Origin of the sequence: Streptomyces sp. B3I8 (assembly GCF_030816915.1) — a bacterium.
GTDB lineage: Bacteria > Actinomycetota > Actinomycetes > Streptomycetales > Streptomycetaceae > Streptomyces.
Genome location: NZ_JAUSYN010000002.1, coordinates 2,424,579 through 2,443,707 on the forward strand (window position 1 = coordinate 2,424,579; position 19,129 = coordinate 2,443,707).

Here is a 19,129-nt window from a genome sequence, read left to right on the forward strand (position 1 = left end):
GCTTCTCGTGCTTTCCTTCCTGCTCGGTCGTGCTCCCTGCGCCGGCCGGAACCGAGCGAGCACCGCATGGACGGCCGGCGGCACGATCCGCGAGCCGTGGTCCAGGAGCGGTCGGAGGAGAAGGAAGCCGCGGAACGCGTGTCGTCCGTGACGACGCCCGAGCGCCGCGGACCTGGTCGACGCGGTACCCCGGAGAAAGCCGCGACGCCCGCACCGACGCGCGAAAGGTAATCACCGCAGTGATCCTCCGTGCGGCTGCGGTGACGGCTCCGCGACTTCTCTCCGCCCGGTCGCGCGGGCCGGAGCGGCCCGGCGGCCGTCACGGCGACCTTCGGATTCCTGAGCACTCCGCGTCCCTCTCTTCGGCAACGCATGTCCTACGGCCTCATCAACTCGGCGCCGCAGGATTGGTTGCTGGGGTTCACCCGGTTGGACGCGGGCGCCCGGAAGGAAGGCCTGGCCAACGACGTCCAGGCGGTCGGCGGTCATTTCGTCGGCATGGACCGAGCGGGTCCGGGCGCCGAGCGCCCGTACACGGAAGCGGGGCACCGATCGTCCGGCGCCCCGCTTCCGTGTGCAACGGCACCTCGCTACGACACGATGTCCTTCCGTGTGAAGCCGCGGAACGCCGCCGCGAACAGGACGAGCGCGTAGGCGACCGACACGGCGGTGCCCTGCGCCATCCCGGACCACTCGGGCCGCGGCTGGACGGCGTCGATCCAGGCGAACTGCCAGTGCGCGGGCAGGAAGTCGCGCCAGTGGCCGAGCGCGGTGACCGCGTCGAGCACATTGCCCACGATCGTCAGGCCCACGGCGCCGCCGACCGCGCCCAGGGGTGCGTCGGTCTTGGTGGACAGCCAGAACGCGAGCCCGGCGGTGACCAGTTGGGAGGCGAATATGTACGCCACCGCGATGACCAGCCGCTGGGCCGCGGTGCCGGTGGCCAGGGTGCCGCCGGTGGGGATGTGCAGCGGTCCCCAGCCGTAGGCGACCGAGCCGACGGCCAGCGCGACCAGTGGCAGCAGCACCATCGCGGCCAGGCTCAGCGCCAGTGCGACGGTGAGCTTGGACCACAGCAGCCGGGCCCGCGGCACGGGCGCCGCCAGCAGGTACCGCAGCGAGGACCAGCTCGCCTCGGAGGCGACCGTGTCCCCGCAGAACAGGGCGACCGGCACCACCAGCAGGAACCCGGCGGAGACGAACAGGTTGACCGCGGCGAAGTTGGCGCCGGACGCCGTCGCCGTGTCCATCAGGGTGACGCGGTCGCCCTGCGAGCCGGGGTCGCCCACGGCGAACGCGATCAGCAGCACGAAGGGCAACAGCGCGAGCACCGCGCCCATGACGAGCGTGCGGCGCCGCTTGAGCTGGCGGATCAGCTCGACCCGCAGCGGCAGGGTGCGCCCGGCCCGGTACCCGTCGGCGACCTCGGGGGGCGGCGACGGGCGGCCGGGCGAAGCGGGACCGGCGAGGCTGCTCATGCCGAGCCTCCGATCAGGGTCAGGAAGGCGTCCTCCAGGCGGCGGTGGGGGCCCACCGACGCCACGGGGACCTCCAGGCGGACGAGTTCGGCGACCAGCCGCGGCACGCTGCCGTCCGGCTCCAGCCCGACCAGCAGCCCGCCCTCGACGGCCACGGCCGAGGTGATGCCGGGCAGGGCGGCGACCTTCTCCGCCAGCGGCTCGCCGACGGGTGTCTGCGTGCCGACGAGCAGGGTGTCCCCGGCGCCGGTGATCTCGCCGACCGGGCCGGCCTGGACCAGTCGGCCGCGGTCCATGACGACCAGATGTGTGCAGGACTGCTCGACCTCGGCCAGCAGATGGCTGGAGACGATCACCGTGCGGCCGGCCGCCGCGTACCGGATCATCACCTCGCGCATCTCGCGGATCTGCGGCGGGTCCAGGCCGTTGGTGGGTTCGTCGAGTATCAGCAGGTCCGGCAGGCCGAGCATGGCCTGGGCGATGGCCAGGCGCTGGCGCATGCCCTGCGAGTACGTGCGCACCGCGCGGGCCAGCGCCTCGTCGCTCAGCCCGGCGATCTCCAGCGCCTCCCGAAGGTGCGCGTCCTCGGCCGGGCGGCCGGTGGCCTGCCAGTACAGCCGCAGGTTGTCCCGGCCGGACAGATGCGGCAGGAAGCCGGCGCCCTCGACGAAGGCGCCCACCCGGGACAGTACGGAGGCGCCGGGGCGGACGGCGTGGCCGAAGACGCGGATCTCGCCGTCGTCCGGGGTGATCAGGCCCATCAGCATGCGCAGGGTGGTGGTCTTGCCGGCGCCGTTCGGGCCGAGCAGGCCGAGCACCTGGCCGCGCTCCACGCGGAAGGAGACGTCCTTGACGGCGTACCTGTCGGCGGACTTGGCGTACCGCTTGCTCAGGCCGGTGATCTCCAGGGGCACGCCGGCCAGTGCGGGGTCAGGGGCCGGGGCGGTGGTGCGGCGGCGGGCGGTGAGCAGCAGGGCCGCCGCGAGCGCGGCCCCGGCGAGCGGCAGCCACCACACCCAGGAGGGCAGCGGGGTGTCGGCGGTGCGCACGCCGGGGGCGGTCGGGACCGTCAGTTCGCCCTCGAGGGCGGCGGTGTACGTGGCGGGGTGGGTCGGAGAGGCGTAGGCGAGGTCGGTGGAGGACAGCACCAGCCGGAGCCGGTGGCCCTTGCGCCACTCGTGGTCGACGGCGGGCAGGGTGAGCGTGACGTCCTTGCCGCGGCGGGCGTCCTCGACCCGGATCGGGGTGACCAGTTGCGCGGGCAGCCCGGGCCGGGAGTCGCCGGGGGCGACGTCGTACACCTTGGCGAACAGGACGGCGTCCTCGCCGGTGGAGCGCACGTGGACGGTCGCGGTGGGCGAGCCGGTGACCTGCAGGTCCCGGGTGAGCGGCGCGGACTCGAACGCCGCGAACTGGCCGGGGAAGTCGAGGGAGACGCCGACACCGAGGGAGGAGAGCTGGGACAGTCCGCCCGAGTCGCCGAGGCCGGGCAGGGCGGAGATGGCGGGCGGGCCGGCGCCGGCCGGGTTGTCGAAGCGCTGTTCGCCGCCGGTGAGGGGGATCGCGCGCGGTCCGCTCGCCAGGCCCGGGTACCGGTCCTCACTCGCCCCGCGCAGCAGGGTCTCGCCGTCGGTGGAGTCGACGCCGCCGGTGCGGGTGACGCGGAAGGCCGGGCCGGTGTCGGCGCCCTTGTCGCCCTTGAGGTAGCGGTCGAACCAGGACGTCACGCGGCCCTCGACGCGGGCTGTCTCCATGTTCCCGCCGTCGTGGCCGCCGCTGATCCAGTCGACGTCGACCGGGGCGCCGTTGGCCCTGATCGCCTTCGCCGCGGCGTCGGCCTGGCCGAGCGGGAAGAGGGAGTCGGTCTGGCCCTGGGTCAGCAGGGTGGGCACCTCGATGCGGTCGCCGACCTTCTGCGGGGAGCGCGCGGTCAGCAGGGCGCGGGCCTCGGCGTCGGGCTTCCCGGACTCGGCGACGCGCTGGTACATCCGGCACAGCGCGGGCTCGAACCGGGCGCAGCCGCCGCCGGAGTTGAGGAACAGGCTCGTCCACAGCTTCTTGAAGACGCCGTTCGGGAACAGGGCGTCCGAGAGGTTCCAGTACGTGATCGACGGGGCGATGGCGTCGACCCGGTCGTCGTACCCGGCGGCGAGCAGCGAGATCGCGCCCCCGTAGGAGGCGCCGGCCATGCCGACGCGGGGGTCGCCCGCCTTGTCCAGCCGCACCTCGGGGCGGTCGGCGAGCCAGTCGAGGAGGCGGGAGACGTCGGCGACCTCGGCCTCGGGGTCGTTCAGCCCGATCTTCCCGGTGGACCGGCCGAAGCCGCGGGCGGACCAGGTGAGCACGGCGTAGCCGTCGCGGGCGAGGTCCTCGGCCTGGCCGCGCACGTCCTCCTTGCTGCCGCCGAAGCCGTGCGCCAGCAGGACGGCGGGGCGGCGGCCGGCGGGGCCGGCGGTGAAGTAGGAGGTGTCCAGGCGGACTCCGCCGCCCATGGGCAGCGCCGCGTCGCTCACGTGGACGGCCGGCGCGTCGTCGGACGCGGCGGCCGTCCACGTCCCCGCGCCGGCGAGCACGACGACGGCGGCCAAGGCGGCCGCCAGCCGCCGCGGCCCCCGCAGCAGCCTCCGGGCGCGGGACAGTCGAAGATCCATGGCTCAACCGTACGGGCCGCCGCCGACAACCGGAGCGGCCCCGGGGGTGAGGGCGCCGCCCTCCCTCGGACGTACACGGCCCCGGTCACGTACCACGGACGCGGTACGCGGAGGGGGCGCCGGGGGGGGCGGCACCGCCGGCGGCCGGACATCGGGCCAGGTCGGCGCGGGGCTCCTCGGGGCGCTGTCAGTGGGGCCGGGTAGGCTCCCGCGCTCAGAAGGATCACACAGCTGATTCACGGATTCACGGCTACGGGTGGGGACTCATGAAGCTGAGGTACACGGCGGCCTGGGTGGGGATGACGGCGGCTGCCATGGTCGTCACCTCCGCGTGCGGCTCCCAGGGCACGAAGACGGCGTCGGACGCCGTCGACAAGGCCGTCGGCAGAACCGGCACGATCATGGCGGCGCTGTCCCGCGCCACCGACCGCACCGAGCAGCTGGGCTCCGCCCAGGTGCGGATGACCACCGACACCGGCTCGGGGCGGCCGGTCACCGCGGACGGCACGTACTCCTGGGGCCACGGGTACGCGTTCGACGTCGAGATGGACACCGCGGCGGCGCAGATGCAGACGCTCCAGGACTCCCCGACGACGCGCATGCTGTTCGTGGACGGCGCCTACTACTACGACGTCGACCCGCAGCCCTCCGGTCCCCTGGCGGGCAAGGAGTGGATGAAGGTCGACAGCTCGGCCGTGTTCGGGAAGTCCGGCGCCGACGCGCTCAGCTCCGCAGGCGGCGGCAGCCCGTCGGCGTCCATGAAGAGCCTGAAGTACGCGAGCGACGTCGACGACCTGGGCGAGGAGAAGGTCGACGGCAGGTCGACGACCCACTACCGGGCCGTGATCGACCAGAACGACATGGGCAGGCTGAAGAAGGCCTACACCGACGAGGACACCCTCTTCGACTCGATGACCGGCGGCTCCGACAGCATCACCATGGACGTCTGGGTGGGCGCCGAGGACCTCCCGGTGCGCATCACGCAGAATTTCGGCGTCATGAAGGTCACCATGGACTTCGAGAAGTTCGGCGCCACCAAGGACGTGACCGCCCCGCCCGCCGCGCAGACCGGCGACCTCACCGACGCGGTGAAGGCGGCGGGTTCGCAGGCGGGCTGAGCAACCGGGCGGGGCGGCGCGGAGGAGGCCCCGTCCTCCTCCGCGGCCACGCGGCCGTACGTCTCACGGCCCGGGCCGTCCCGCGCCCCGAGTCCCGCCGCTGTCCGGGTCAGCGGTATCCGTCCGCGTGGTCGGGGTGGAACCGGATGCGCCACTCGCGCTCTCCCGGGCCCGCCATGACGTTGAGGGTAGTACATGTCGTGGCCCGGCTGGGCGACGGACGGGCCGTGCCAGCCGTCGGGGACCAGGACCGTGTCGCCCGTGCGGACCTCGGCCAGCACGTCGGCGCCGCCCTCCCGGGACGGCGACACCCGCTGGTAGCCGAAGCCGCCCCGGCCCTCGATCTCGAAGTAGTAGATCTCCTCCAGCCGCGTCTCCTCGCCCGGCACTTCCTCGTCGTGCTTGTGCGGCGGGTACGACGACCAGTTCCCGCCCGGGGTGATGACCTCCACGGCGATGAGCCGGTCGCACGCGAAGGCGTCGGCGGAGGCGAAGTTGCGTACCCGGCGGGCGCAGCCGCCGCTGCCCCGGACCTCGACGGGTACCTCCGGCGCGGGGCCGTAGCGGGCGGGGAGTCGGCGCTCGCACTTCGCTCCTGCCAGGGCGAAGCGGCCTCCCGCGCCGGAGGCGATCTGGGTGTGGGTGTCGCGGGGGACGTACGCGAAGTCGGTGACGGACGCGAACACGTCGTCACGTCCGGAGAGCGAGAAGACGTCGTCCTCGACGGTGACCGTGCAGGCGCCGTTCAGCGGGACGACGAGCCACTCGCTGTCGCCGGCGTCGAACCTGTGCGTGCCGCCCGGCGGCAGTTCGACGACGCGCAGCGCGCTGTGGGTCCAGCCGGCCCGCTCGGGGTCGATGTCCAGTGCGTACGGGCCGCGGGCGGTGCTGCCGTGCGGGAGGTGCAGTCCGTCGGCGCTGCCGGTGTCGGTCGTCGTGCGGCTCATCGAAATCCTCGCAGCGGTTCGCCCCGGCGGCCCCCTCGCCCCCGGCTGCACACAGGTCTAGCGGCGGCGCGGGAGCCCTGTCAATGTTTTGTCCGGACATTCGGACGACATGCCGAGCCGACCGGAACCGTACGGTCGCGGACGCATCGAATCTGTTACGGACGTCACCGAGGCGCGATGTGTTCGTCCCGGCCCGGTGACAGCGCCTTCCCCGTCGTCACCCTGCGTCGTTCACCCCGCACAGGCTTTGTGATCGCCGAGCGCAGCGCCCGGCTCCCCCGCCGGCCCGTCCGGGTCGCCGCCGGGCGCTCGCGGGGAGGTACAGCGATGACCCAGGACCGACTCTGGTCGTACAAGGAGATCGCCGCGCACATCAGGGTGCAGCCGGCCACCGTGCGGTCCTACCGCAAGCACGGACTGCTGCCGCCACCCGACCACACGGAGGGCGGGAAGCCGTACTGGTACGCCGAGACCGTCCGCGCGTGGGTCGCGGCCCGCCCCGGCAACCGGGGCCGGCGGAACCAGTAGGGGGCACGGAACGACCAGTACCTCGGGCGCCGCCCGGGGTACCGGTCGGCGCGTGCCGGGGCGGCGGGACCTTTGCCTGATACCCCCTAGGGGTATATTCTGCGTACCGTAGACCCCATACGTACCGATGTACCGCAGCTGAGGAGCACCCCATGACTTCCACCGGCGACACCACGACCGGCGTCACCACCGTCTACAAGGTGAGCGGCATGAGCTGCGGGCACTGCGAGGGTGCCGTCGGAAGCGAGATCTCCGAACTGGACGGGGTCAGCTCCGTCAAGGCCGTCGCCTCCACCGGTGAGGTCACCGTCGTCTCCGCCGCCCCGCTCGAGGAGGCCGCCGTCCGCGCCGCGGTGGACGAGGCCGGATTCGAGCTCGTCGGCACCCTCTGAGAATCCGAGAGACGGAAGCCGGTAGCCCATGACCAGCACCACCGCCCCCGGGCCCGCCACGGGGACCCCGGCGCCGGACGACACCTCCCGCGCCGAGGTCGAGCTGCTCATCGGCGGGATGACCTGCGCCTCCTGCGCGGCCCGCGTCGAGAAGAAACTCAACCGCATGGAGGGCGTCACCGCCACGGTCAACTACGCGACCGAGAAGGCCAAGGTGGCGTACCCGACGGAGGTCGCCGTCGACGACCTGATCGCGACGGTGGTGAGGACCGGGTACACGGCACGGGAGAAGACCCCGCCGCCACCACCGGAACCGCGGCCCCGACAGGGGGATGCGCCGCAGGCAGCGCAGGCGGGCGGCGAGGCGCCGGGGTCGGGCGGCCCCGGCGCCGAGCTCGCTTCCCTCCGGCAGCGGCTCGTCATCTCGGCGCTGCTCGCCGCGCCGGTCGTGCTGTTCGCCATGGTCCCCGCGCTGCAGTTCGACAACTGGCAGTGGCTCTCACTCACGCTCGCCGCGCCCGTCGTCGTCTGGGGCGGGCTGCCGTTCCACCGGGCCGCGTACACCAACGTGCGGCACGGGGCGGCCACCATGGACACCCTCGTCTCGCTCGGCACGCTCGCCGCCTTCGGCTGGTCGCTGTGGGCACTGTTCCGGGGCGACGCCGGCATGCCCGGCATGCGGCACGGCTTCGAGTGGACGGTGACCCGCACGGACGGGGCGTCGACCATCTATCTGGAGGTCGCCGCCGGGGTGATCACCCTCATCCTGCTCGGCCGCTACCTGGAGGCCCGCTCCAAGCGGCGGGCGGGCGCCGCGCTGCGTGCCCTGCTCGAACTGGGCGCGAAGGACGTCGCCGTGCTGCGGGACGGCCGTGAAGTGCGGGTGCCGGTGAACGCGCTGGGCGTCGGCGACCGGTTCGTCGTACGGCCCGGCGAGAAGATCGCCACCGACGGGACCGTGGTGGAGGGCTCCTCCGCCGTCGACGCCGCCATGCTGACCGGCGAATCGGTGCCGGTGGACGTGACCGTGGGCGACACGGTCACCGGGGCCACCGTGAACGCCGGGGGCCGACTGGTCGTCGAGGCCACCCGGGTCGGGGCGGACACCCAACTCGCGCGGATGGCGCGGCTGGTGGAGGACGCGCAGAACGGGAAGGCCGAGGTGCAGCGGCTGGCCGACCGGGTCTCCGCGGTCTTCGTCCCCGTGGTGCTGCTGCTCGCGGCCGGCACGTTCGGCGTGTGGCTCGGCGTCACCGGCGACTCGGTGGCCGCGTTCACGGCGGCGGTCGCCGTGCTGATCATCGCCTGTCCGTGCGCGCTGGGGCTGGCCACGCCGACCGCGCTGATGGTCGGCACCGGCCGGGGCGCCCAGCTCGGCATCCTGATCAAGGGCCCCGAGGTACTGGAGTCCACCCGTCGTGTGGACACGGTGGTGCTGGACAAGACCGGCACCGTGACCACCGGTCGGATGACGCTCCAGGACGTCTGCGCGGCCGAGGGAACCGACCGGCGGGAGCTGCTGCGGCTCGCGGGCGCGCTGGAGGACGCATCGGAGCATCCGGTGGCGCGCGCGATCGCCGCAGGCGCCCGGGAACGCCTCCGCACGGCGCACGCCCCCGGCGCGCGGGAGGACGAGGGCGCCTTGCCCGCCGTCGAACACTTCGAGAACGTTCCCGGGCGCGGTGTGCGCGGGCGCGTGGCGGGGCGCGAGGTGGCGGTGGGCCGGCTCGCCGAGGCGACGGCCGCGCTCCCGGAGGAGTTGGCACGGGCACGCGCGGCGGCGGAGGCCGAGGGGCGTACGGCCGTGGTCGTCGCCCTCGACGGAACGGCGGCCGGCGTACTGGCGGTGGCCGACGCGGTCAAGGACACCAGCGCCGAGGCCGTACGGCGGCTGCGCGCGCTGGGGCTGACGCCGGTGCTGCTGACCGGGGACAACCGGGCGGTCGCCGAGGCGGTGGCGCGGAGCGTCGGCATCGACGAGGTGATCGCCGAGGTGCTGCCCGAGGACAAGGTCGCCGAGGTCCGGCGGCTGCAGCGCGAGGGCCGTACGGTCGCCATGGTCGGCGACGGCGTCAACGACGCGGCGGCCCTGGCCACCGCCGATCTGGGGCTGGCCATGGGCACCGGGACGGACGCCGCGATCGAGGCCGGTGACCTCACCCTCGTCCGGGGCGATCTGCGGGCGGCGGCGGACGCGATCCGGCTGTCCCGGCGGACGCTCGCCACGATCAAGGGGAACCTGGTCTGGGCGTTCGGTTACAACGTGGCCGCGCTGCCGCTGGCGGCGGCAGGGCTGCTGAACCCGATGATCGCGGGGGCCGCGATGGCCTTCTCGTCGGTGTTCGTGGTGACCAACAGCCTGCGGCTGCGGTCGTTCTCCTGAGGCTCGGGGGCGGGCTCGGGCCTGGGCTCGGGCTCGGGCCCACTGCCCCCGCACCCCCTGCGCCCCCGTGGTCTCGGCCGAAGCTCCTGGCCTTCGATTATTACGATGAGCATTCTTCTGATGACGAGGTAAGAGACCCCCTAGAGTCCGGAGCGCGCCTCACATAAGCTCTTCACAAGGCTCGCGCATCTTCCTTACGCTGGGTCTCGATCGCCATATCGAGGCACTTGCGCACCTTCGGGGGATATGCAAGAGACGCAGATCACAGTGATGTGAATGTAACCATCGAAGGGGTTCGTGGGTCTAAGTTGGCGATGTCAGAAGCGTCTTGGGGGGCGCGACTGACATCTGGGGATGTCTTGGGGGACGTTCCCGGAAAGAGGTGCCTTGTGCTCGAGGCAGGCCCGTGGCCGGCCGAGAGCAGAAGGAAGCGTTGCCGGGGCACGTACACCGGGGAGCTTTGAGCGGCCCTCCCGCGCGTGCGCGTCCCGGCAGGCGACAACATGCGGCGCGAGCCGCGGACACAGTGGTACGGCGGGTTCTGCTCGGCCGTGCCCACAGCGATTCAGGCGCTGTCTCCAGACGCCCGGCCGGATCCCGTGGGGGGAATCCGTACCGGGACACGGGAAGGCGCCCTGGTCGCCGGCCCGTGGGGGGACCGGTGAACCAGGGCGCCTTCTGTCGTTTCCGTCGTCGGGTGCGGGGAGGGGGGCCGGGCCGGTTCTTTCGCCCCCGCCGCCCCTCCCCTTCTTCGCCTGGGGGGCTTCGCCCCCCCGGACCACCCCTCAAAGATTGCGCCCACGCGGCGGAGCCGCATGTCGACACGGCCCCGCGCCCCTTGTCGAGGCCCGGGGAGACGACGTCAGCGCTGCTCGACCGGGACGAAATCGCGCTCGACCACGCCCGTGTAGATCTGGCGCGGGCGGCCGATGCGGGAGCCGGGCTCCTTGATCATTTCGGTCCACTGGGCGATCCAGCCGGGGAGCCGGCCGAGGGCGAACAGGACCGTGAACATCTCGGTCGGGAAGCCCATGGCCCGGTAGATCAGACCGGTGTAGAAGTCGACGTTCGGGTAGAGCTTGCGCTCGGTGAAGTAGTCGTCGGAGAGCGCGTGCTCCTCCAGCTTGAGCGCGATGTCGAGCAGCTCGTCGGACTTGCCGAGGGCGGAGAGCACGTCGTGCGCGGCAGCCTTAATGATCTTGGCGCGCGGGTCGAAGTTCTTGTAGACCCGGTGGCCGAAGCCCATCAGCCGGACGCCGTCCTCCTTGTTCTTCACCTTGCGGATGAAGGTGTCGACGTCGCCGCCGGACTCCTGGATACCCGTGAGCATCTCCAGGACGGACTGGTTGGCGCCGCCGTGCAGGGGGCCCCACAGGGCGGAGATGCCGGCGGAGATCGAGGCGAACATGTTCGCCTGCGAGGAGCCGACCAGGCGCACGGTGGAGGTCGAACAGTTCTGCTCGTGGTCCGCGTGCAGGATGAGCAGCTTGTCCAGCGCGGAGACGACGACCGGGTCGAGGTCGTACTCCTGGGCCGGCACGGAGAAGGTCATGCGCAGGAAGTTCTCGACGTAGCCGAGGTCGTTGCGCGGGTAGACGAACGGGTGACCGATCGACTTCTTGTACGCGTACGCCGCGATCGTCGGGAGCTTGGCGAGCAGGCGGATCGTGGAGAGGTCGCGCTGCTTCTCGTCGAACGGGTTGTGGCTGTCCTGGTAGAAGGTGGACAGCGCGGAGACCACCGAGGACAGCATGGCCATCGGGTGGGCGTCGCGCGGGAAGCCCTTGTAGAAGTTCTTGACGTCCTCGTGCAGCAGCGTGTGCTGCGTGATCTCGGTCTTGAACGTGGAGAGCTGGTCGACGGTCGGCAGCTCACCGTTGATGAGCAGGTAGGCGACCTCCAGGAAGGTCGACCGCTCGGCGAGCTGCTCGATCGGGTAGCCGCGGTACCGGAGGATGCCCTGCTCGCCGTCGAGATAGGTGACGGCGGATTTGTAGGCGGCGGTGTTGCCGTAGCCGCTGTCCAGGGTTACCAGACCGGTCTGGGCGCGGAGCTTGCCGATGTCGAAGCCCTTGTCGCCGACGGTGCTGTCGACCACCGGGTAGGTGTATTCGCCGTCGCCGAACCGCAGTACTACAGAGTTGTCGCTCACGTCTTCCCTCACCCGACGTAGTGCCTCATCTTCGAGGTGCCCTGACTGTCTCTACCATCCCCCATTCGGCGCAGAAGCGTGCACTCGGGGTCGGCCGTTGGGCGCATTGGCGGCACTGAGTGCCGCCAACCTGCTCATCCTGCCCCCTTCGCTCCGGTTGCGGAAGTGCTCTGTGACCTTCGCGACTCATTTGATCGATCATTTGTGGACGGCGGAGCCGGCGAGGCGGAAATCCAGTGCGGTGCACCGGCGGCCCGCCGAGACGGTGCGCACCGCTTGGCCGATCGCCTTGCGGGAGCCGACGAGGACGACCAGCCGCTTGGCCCGGGTGACCGCCGTGTAGAGCAGATTGCGCTGGAGCATCATCCAGGCGCCGGTGGTCACCGGGATGACGACCGCCGGGTACTCGCTGCCCTGGGAGCGGTGGATGGTGACGGCGTAGGCGTGTGCCAGTTCGTCCAGCTCGTCGAAGTCGTAGGGAACCTCCTCGTCCTCGTCGGTGAGCACCGTCAGGCGCTGCTCGACGAGGTCGAGGGAGGTGACGACGCCGACGGTGCCGTTGAAGACGCCGTTCTCGCCCTTGTCGTAGTTGTTGCGGATCTGGGTGACCTTGTCGCCGACGCGGAACACCCGGCCGCCGAACCGCTTCTCGGCCACGTCGGGTCTGGCCGGGGTGACGGCCTGCTGGAGCAGCCCGTTGAGCGTGCCGGCGCCGGCCGGGCCCCGGTGCATGGGCGCGAGCACCTGAACGTCGCGCCGTGGGTCGAGCCCGAACTTCGCCGGGATGCGGCGGGCGGCGACGTCGACCGTGAGCCGCCCCGCCTCCTCCGTGTCGTCCTCGACGAAGAGGAAGAAGTCCTTCATGCCGTCGGTGACGGGATGCTGCCCGGCGTTGATCCGGTGCGCGTTGGTCACGACGCCGGACTGCTGGGCCTGCCGGAAGACCCGGGTCAGCCGCACGGCGGGGACCGGTCCGCCGGCGGCCAGCAGATCCCGGAGCACCTCCCCGGCGCCGACGCTGGGGAGCTGGTCGACGTCCCCGACGAAGAGCAGGTGCGCGCCCGGGGGCACGGCCTTGACCAGCTTGTTCGCGAGCAGCAGGTCCAGCATGGACGCCTCGTCGACGACGACCAGGTCGGCGTCGAGCGGCCGCTCCCGGTCGTAGGCCGCGTCGCCGCCGGGCTTGAGTTCGAGGAGCCGGTGCACGGTGGACGCCTCGGCGCCGGTCAGCTCGGCGAGCCGTTTGGCGGCCCGCCCGGTGGGCGCGGCGAGGACCACCTTGGCCTTCTTGGCGCGCGCCAGCTCCACGATCGAGCGGACGGTGAAGGACTTGCCGCAGCCGGGCCCGCCGGTGAGCACGGCGACCTTCTGCGTCAGCGCCAGCCTGACGGCGGCCTCCTGTTCGGGCGCGAGTTCGACCCCCGTGCGCCCCCTCAGCCAGCCGAGCGCCTTGTCCCAGTCGACGTCCGCGAAGCCGGGCATCCGGTCCTCCCCCGCGCGCAGCAGCCGCAACGTCTGCCCGGCCAGGGACAGTTCGGCGCGGTGGAACGGCACCAGGTAGACGGCGGTGACGGGGTCGCCGCCGTCGGGGTCGGGGATCTTCTCGCGGACGACGCCGGGGTCGTCCTCGGGGTTCTCGGGCTCGGCGGCGAGCGCGGCCAGGCACTCGATGACGAGCCCGGTGTCCACCTGGAGCAGCTTCACCGCGTCGGCGATCAGCCGCTCCTCGGGGAGGTAGCAGTGCCCCTGGTCGGTGGCCTGCGACAGCGCGTACTGCAACCCCGCCTTCACCCGCTCCGGACTGTCGTGCGGGATGCCGACGGACTGGGCGATCTTGTCGGCGGTCAGGAATCCGATGCCCCACACGTCGGCGGCGAGCCGGTAGGGCTGGTTCTTCACCACGGAGATGGACGCGTCGCCGTACTTCTTGTAGATGCGCACGGCGATGGAGGTGGACACCTCGACGGTCTGCAGGAAGAGCATGACCTCCTTGATCGCCTTCTGCTCCTCCCAGGCGTCGGCGATCTTCCTGGTCCGCTTGGGGCCGAGGCCGGGCACCTCGATGAGGCGCCCCGGCTCCTCCTCGATGATCGTGAGGGTGTCGATGCCGAAGTGCTGGGTGATCCGGTCGGCGAAGACCGGCCCGATGCCCTTGACCAGGCCGGAGCCCAGATAGCGCCGGATGCCCTGGATGGTGGCGGGCAGGACGGTCGTGTAGTTCTCGACGACGAACTGCTTGCCGTACTGCGGGTGCGAGCCCCAGCGTCCCTCCATCCGCAGCGACTCCCCCGCCTGCGCGCCGAGCAGCGCGCCGACGACGGTCAGCAGATCGCCGGCGCCTCTGCCGGTGTCGACGCGGGCGACCGTGTAGCCGTTCTCCTCGTTGGCGTACGTGATGCGCTCCAGGACGCCTTCGAGGGTGGCGAGCCGCCTCTCACCGGGGGCCGCGGGGGGCTGGTTGGGCATGAGCCGACGGTACCGGTGGGGTGTGACAGGGGGGTGGGCGCGGGTGGCTCCGCCGGGCGGGCGGGGCCGGGTGGAGCCCGGGTGGTGACCTCGCTCCGCCGACCGCCACGAGGACGGCCGCCGGTGGTCCGCGGCACGGCAGTGGCACTGGTAGGGGCAGGCGGGCAAGTGCCGCTTCCCTACGCCCGCTTGACGGTCCGCCGACCGGGCGGTGGAGTCGTTCGGGCCGGCGTCCCCCGGGCGACGCGGCCCGATATGTCCGCCTCGGGGAGCACCCTCCCGGTCGGTCACGATTCGATTTCGGCCACTCCACCCTCTTGTCACGCACTCGTGTAATCGTTTCCAATCCTCCGTGTAATCGATTCCACGAGGAGGTGGAACGGCGATGGCGAGCATCAAGGATGTCGCCGCCGAGGCGGGTGTGTCCGTCGCGACGGTCTCGCGGGCGCTCAACGGCCACCCGTCGGTCAGCGCCGCCGCACGCGCCCGTGTGCTGGCCGCCGTCGAGACGCTGGGCTACCGGCCCAACGCCGTCGCCCGGTCGCTGCGCACCGACCAGACCCGCACGCTCGGCCTGGTCATCAGCGACGTGATGAACCCGTACTTCACCGAGCTGGCCCGCTCCGTCGAGGAGGAGGCCCGCGCGCTCGGGTACAGCGTGATCATCGGCAATGCCGACGAGCGGCCGGACCTCCAGGACCACCATGTGCGGACCCTGCTGGACCGGCGCATCGACGGGTTGCTGGTCTCGCCGACCGACGGCGGTTCCCCGCTGATGCTGGACGCGGTGCGGGCCGGCACCCCCATGGTCTTCGTGGACCGCTGGATCGCGGGCCTCGACGTGCCCGTGGTGCGGTCCGACGGGCGGGCGGCCGTGCGCGCGCTCGTCGCCCATCTGCACCGGCTGGGGCACCGGCGGCTCGCGATCATCGCGGGCCCGGCGGCCACCACCACCGGCCGGGAGCGCGTGACGGCGTTCCAGGAGGCGCTCGCGGAGTACGGGCTCCCCCTCCCCGACGACTACATCGGCCAGGGCGACTTCCAGGCCACGAGCGGCCGCCGCGCCACCGAGCGCTTCCTCGACCTGGACGAGCCGCCCGAGGTCGTGTTCGCCGCCGACAACCTGATGGCGCTCGGCGCGCTGGACGCCGTCCGCGCGCGCGGGCTGCGGGTCCCAGGGGACCTCGCGCTCGCCGCGTTCGACGACATCCCGTGGTTCGTGCACACCGATCCGCCGGTCACGGCGGTCGCCCAGCCGACGGGCGAGCTGGGGCGGGCGGCCGTACGCGCGCTCGTCGACCGGATCGAGGGCCGCCCCGGGGAGTCCGTCACGCTCCCCGCCCGGCTCGTCGTACGCCGCTCGTGCGGCGAACCGGCGGCCCCGCCGGCACCGGCGGACCCGCCGCCGGCCGGCCCATCGACACCGTCGGCCCCGACGTCCCCCGCCGAGGCCGCCTCCCCGTCCCCGTCCCCCGTACGAAGGAGTACGCCGTGAGCAGCCCGGACGAGTTGCTGCGCATCGAGGGCATCCGCAAGACCTTCCCCGGCGTGGTCGCGCTCGACAGCGTCGACTTCGATCTGCGCCGGGGCGAGGTGCACGTGCTCCTCGGCGAGAACGGTGCCGGCAAGAGCACGCTGATCAAGATGCTCTCCGGTGCCTACACGCCCGACGCCGGCCGGATCGTGGTCGGCGGCGAGGAGGTGCGCATCCATGGTGCGCAGGACTCCGAGCGGCTCGGGATCGCCACCATCTACCAGGAGTTCAACCTCGTTCCCGATCTGACGGTCGCCGAGAACGTCTTCCTGGGCCGGCAGCCGCGCCGCTTCGGTCTGATCGACCGGGGGCGCATGGAGGCCGACGCCGAGGTGCTGCTGAAGCGGGTCGGGGTGGACGTCTCCCCCCGCGCCCGGGTGCGCGAACTCGGTGTCGCGCGGCTGCAGATGGTCGAGATCGCCAAGGCGCTCAGCCTGGACGCGCGCGTCCTGATCATGGACGAGCCGACCGCCGTGCTGACCTCCGAGGAGGTCGAGAAGCTGTTCGCCATCGTGCGGCGGCTGCGCGAGGACGGCGTCGGAATCGTGTTCATCACGCACCACCTGGAGGAGATCGCCGCGCTCGGCGACCGGGTCACCGTCCTCCGTGACGGCCGCAGCGTCGGCCAGGTGCCGGCGTCCACGCCCGAGGACGAGCTGGTCCGGCTGATGGTCGGCCGCTCGATCGAACAGCAGTACCCGCGTCAGCGCCCCGACACCGGCGAGGCACTCCTCACCGTGCAGGGGCTGACCCGCAGCGGCGTCTTCCACGACATCGGGTTCGAGGTGCGGGCCGGTGAGGTCGTCGGCATCGCGGGCCTCGTCGGGGCCGGCCGGACCGAGGTCGCCCGGGCCGTGTTCGGCGCCGACCCGTACGACGCCGGCGCCGTGCGCGTCGAGGGCGCGCCGTTGCGGCGTCACGACGTGAACGCCGCCATGGAAGCCGGGATCGGGCTCGTGCCGGAGGACCGCAAGGGCCAGGGCCTCGTGCTGGACGCCTCGGTGGAGGAGAACCTCGGCCTGGTCACCATGCGGTCGGCGACCCACGCCGGGCTGGTCGACCGCAAGGGGCAGCGGGCCGCCGCCGCCAAGGTCGCCGGGCAGCTCGGCGTGCGGATGGCCGGGCTCGGCCAGCAGGTGCGCACGCTGTCCGGCGGCAACCAGCAGAAGGTCGTCATCGGCAAGTGGCTGCTGGCGCACACCAAGGTGCTGATCCTCGACGAGCCGACGCGCGGCATCGACGTCGGCGCCAAGGTCGAGATCTACCAGCTCATCAACGAACTGACGGCCGCCGGTGCCGCCGTGCTGATGATCTCCAGCGATCTGCCGGAGGTGCTCGGCATGAGCGACCGGGTGGTCGTCATGGCACAGGGCCGCGTCGCCGGTGAACTCAGCGCCGCCGAGGCCACGCAGGACACGGTGATGGCCCTCGCCGTCAGCAAGCACACAGACGGAACACACGGAACGAACGGAACGCACGGAACGGAGGCCGACGGTGGCCACTGACACGCTCAAGAAAGAGCCGGGCGCGCAGGGTGGCGCCACGGCCGGCCTGCGCCGGCTGCTTCTCGACAACGGCGCCCTCACCGCGCTGATCGTCCTGGTCATCGCCATGTCGGCGCTGTCCGGCGACTTCCTGACCACGGACAACCTGCTCAACGTCGGCGTCCAGGCCGCCGTGACGGCGATCCTCGCCTTCGGCGTCACCTTCGTGATCGTCTCGGCGGGCATCGACCTCTCCGTCGGCTCGGTGGCCGCGCTGTCGGCCACCGTGCTCGCCTGGTCCGCGACCTCCCACGGGGTGCCGGTGGTGCTCGCCGTGCTCCTCGCGGTGGCCACCGGTGTGGCGGCCGGGCTGGTGAACGGTTTCCTCATCGCGTACGGGAAGCTGCCGCCGTTCATCGCGACGCTCGCCATGCTGTCGGTGGGCCGCGGTCTGTCGCTGGTCGTCTCCGGCGGCTCCCCGATCCCGTTCCCCGCCTCGGTCTCGCACCTCGGCGACACCCTCGGCGGCTGGCTGCCGGTGCCGGTCCTCGTCATGGTGGTCCTCGGCCTCGTGGCCGCGCTGATCCTGGGCCGTACCTACATCGGCCGCTCCATGTACGCCATCGGCGGCAACGAGGAGGCGGCCCGGCTCTCCGGGCTGCGGGTGAAGAAGCAGAAGCTCGCCATCTACGCCCTCTCCGGCCTGTTCGCGGCCGCCGCGGGCATCGTGCTGGCCTCCAGGCTCTCCTCCGCGCAGCCGCAGGCCGCCGACGGCTACGAGCTGGACGCGATCGCCGCGGTCGTCATCGGCGGCGCCTCGCTCGCGGGCGGCACCGGCAAGGCGTCGGGCACGCTGATCGGCGCTCTGATCCTCGCGGTGCTGCGCAACGGCCTCAACCTGCTGTCGGTGTCCGCGTTCTGGCAGCAGGTCGTCATCGGCGTCGTCATCGCGCTGGCCGTACTGCTGGACACCGCGCGGCGCAAGGCGGGGGCGAGCACGCCGGCCGCGGGCGCCGGGACGCCGGGCGACAGGAGGAAGCAGGCGACGACGTACGTCCTCGCGGCCGTGGTCACCGTGGCGGTCGTGGGCGCGACCTCCTTCCTGCACGGCGGGTCCGACGCCTCGAAGAACCCGAAGGTCGGGCTCTCGCTGTCCACCCTCAACAACCCGTTCTTCGTGCAGATCCGGTCCGGCGCGCAGGCGGAGGCGAAGAAGCGGGGCGTGGACCTGACGGTCACCGACGCCCAGAACGACGCCTCCCAGCAGGCCAACCAGCTCCAGAACTTCACCAGTTCGAGTTACGGCGCGATCATCGTCAACCCGGTCGACTCGGATGCGGCGGCACCCTCCGTACGCGCCGCCGACAAGGCCGACATCCCCGTCGTCGCCGTCGACCGCGGCGTCAACAAGGCGAAGACCAGGACGCTGGTCGCCTCGGACAACGTCGCCGGTGGCGAGCTCGCCGCGAAGACGGTCGCCGAGAAGCTCGGCGGCACTGGCAGGATCGTCATCCTCCAGGGCCAGGCGGGCACCTCCGCCGCCCGGGAACGCGCCGAGGGCTTCGCCAAGGGGCTCGAGGCCTACCCCGGCATCAAGGTCCTCGCCGAGCAGCCCGCGGACTTCGACCGCACCAAGGGGCTCGACGTGATGTCCAACCTGCTCCAGGCCCACCCCGACGTGCAGGGCGTCATCGCGGCCAACGACGAGATGGCGCTCGGCGCGATCAAGGCGCTGGGCTCCAAGGCGGGGAAGTCGGTGGCCGTGGTCGGCTTCGACGGCACGCCTGACGGGCTGAAGGCGGTGCAGGACGGCACGCTGTACGCGTCCGTGGCGCAGCAGCCCTCCCAGCTCGGGCGGATCGCGGTGGACAACGCGCTGCGGGCGGTCGACGGCAAGAAGGTCGACGCGACGGTGAAGGTGCCGGTGAAGGTGGTCACGAAGAAGAACGTCGCCGGATTCACCGGCTGACGGGCCGGCTGAGGGACCACCGCGCGG

At 72.2% G+C, this 19,129-nt stretch carries 11 protein-coding genes and 1 pseudogene; 7 read left to right on the forward strand and 5 right to left on the reverse strand.

Going from position 1 to position 19,129, the window contains the following annotated elements:
- Positions 1-590: 590 nt before the first annotated feature.
- Positions 591-1,478: an ABC transporter permease gene (locus QFZ64_RS12790; protein WP_307065191.1), complete on the reverse strand. Its 888-nt coding sequence runs from the start codon at positions 1,476-1,478 to the stop codon at positions 591-593.
- Positions 1,475-4,129, reverse strand: a complete 2,655-nt coding sequence (locus tag QFZ64_RS12795; RefSeq protein WP_307065192.1) for an alpha/beta fold hydrolase — start codon at positions 4,127-4,129, stop codon at positions 1,475-1,477. The genes QFZ64_RS12790 and QFZ64_RS12795 overlap by 4 nt, the downstream gene beginning before the upstream one ends.
- A 266-nt stretch (positions 4,130-4,395) precedes the next feature.
- Here QFZ64_RS12795 and QFZ64_RS12800 point away from each other — a divergent pair, with 266 nt between their 5' ends.
- Entirely contained in the window at positions 4,396-5,247 is an 852-nt protein-coding gene (locus QFZ64_RS12800; protein WP_307065193.1) for a hypothetical protein, read from the forward strand.
- Between the two features lie 109 nt (positions 5,248-5,356).
- Here the strand turns inward: QFZ64_RS12800 and iolB are convergent.
- A pseudogene (gene iolB / locus QFZ64_RS12805) lies at positions 5,357-6,194 on the reverse strand (5-deoxy-glucuronate isomerase).
- 327 nt (positions 6,195-6,521) lie between these two features.
- Between iolB and QFZ64_RS12810 the strand changes: the two are divergent.
- The 3 genes from QFZ64_RS12810 to QFZ64_RS12820 all read left to right on the forward strand — a co-directional run bounded on the left by QFZ64_RS12810 (position 6,522) and on the right by QFZ64_RS12820 (position 9,497).
- Positions 6,522-6,722 (forward strand): AlpA family transcriptional regulator, encoded by a 201-nt coding sequence (locus QFZ64_RS12810; protein ID WP_307065195.1) that lies wholly within the window; start codon positions 6,522-6,524, stop codon positions 6,720-6,722.
- Between the two features lie 152 nt (positions 6,723-6,874).
- The gene (locus QFZ64_RS12815; RefSeq protein ID WP_307065197.1) at positions 6,875-7,114 is read left to right on the forward strand and encodes a heavy-metal-associated domain-containing protein; all 240 of its coding nucleotides are present in this window, start codon (positions 6,875-6,877) and stop codon (positions 7,112-7,114) included.
- Between the two features lie 28 nt (positions 7,115-7,142).
- Complete coding sequence (locus QFZ64_RS12820) at positions 7,143-9,497, forward strand: cation-translocating P-type ATPase (RefSeq protein ID WP_307065198.1); 2,355 nt, start codon at positions 7,143-7,145, stop codon at positions 9,495-9,497.
- An 862-nt stretch (positions 9,498-10,359) separates the two neighbouring features.
- Here QFZ64_RS12820 and QFZ64_RS12825 read toward each other — a convergent pair.
- Together QFZ64_RS12825 and QFZ64_RS12830 are read right to left on the reverse strand one after the other, a co-directional pair.
- Positions 10,360-11,649, reverse strand: a complete 1,290-nt coding sequence (locus QFZ64_RS12825; protein ID WP_307065200.1) for a citrate synthase — start codon at positions 11,647-11,649, stop codon at positions 10,360-10,362.
- A 198-nt stretch (positions 11,650-11,847) separates the two neighbouring features.
- Positions 11,848-14,115 carry an ATP-dependent RecD-like DNA helicase gene (locus QFZ64_RS12830; protein WP_307065202.1) on the reverse strand — a complete coding sequence of 756 codons (2,268 nt, stop codon included), beginning with the start codon at positions 14,113-14,115 and terminating at the stop codon, positions 11,848-11,850.
- A gap of 385 nt (positions 14,116-14,500) precedes the next feature.
- Between QFZ64_RS12830 and QFZ64_RS12835 the strand changes: the two genes are divergently transcribed.
- Genes QFZ64_RS12835 through QFZ64_RS12845 form a run of 3 tightly spaced genes read left to right on the forward strand, consistent with a single transcriptional unit; the run spans position 14,501 to position 19,102 of the window.
- A complete protein-coding gene (locus tag QFZ64_RS12835; RefSeq protein WP_307065204.1) occupies positions 14,501-15,610 on the forward strand; it encodes a LacI family DNA-binding transcriptional regulator in 1,110 nt (369 codons plus the stop codon).
- Positions 15,607-17,154: a sugar ABC transporter ATP-binding protein gene (locus QFZ64_RS12840; RefSeq protein ID WP_307065206.1), complete on the forward strand. Its 1,548-nt coding sequence runs from the start codon at positions 15,607-15,609 to the stop codon at positions 17,152-17,154. The genes QFZ64_RS12835 and QFZ64_RS12840 overlap by 4 nt, the downstream gene beginning before the upstream one ends.
- On the forward strand, positions 17,144-19,102 hold the full coding sequence (locus tag QFZ64_RS12845; RefSeq protein ID WP_307065207.1) for a substrate-binding domain-containing protein: 1,959 nt from the start codon (positions 17,144-17,146) through the stop codon (positions 19,100-19,102). The genes QFZ64_RS12840 and QFZ64_RS12845 overlap by 11 nt, the downstream gene beginning before the upstream one ends.
- Positions 19,103-19,129: the final 27 nt, after the last annotated feature.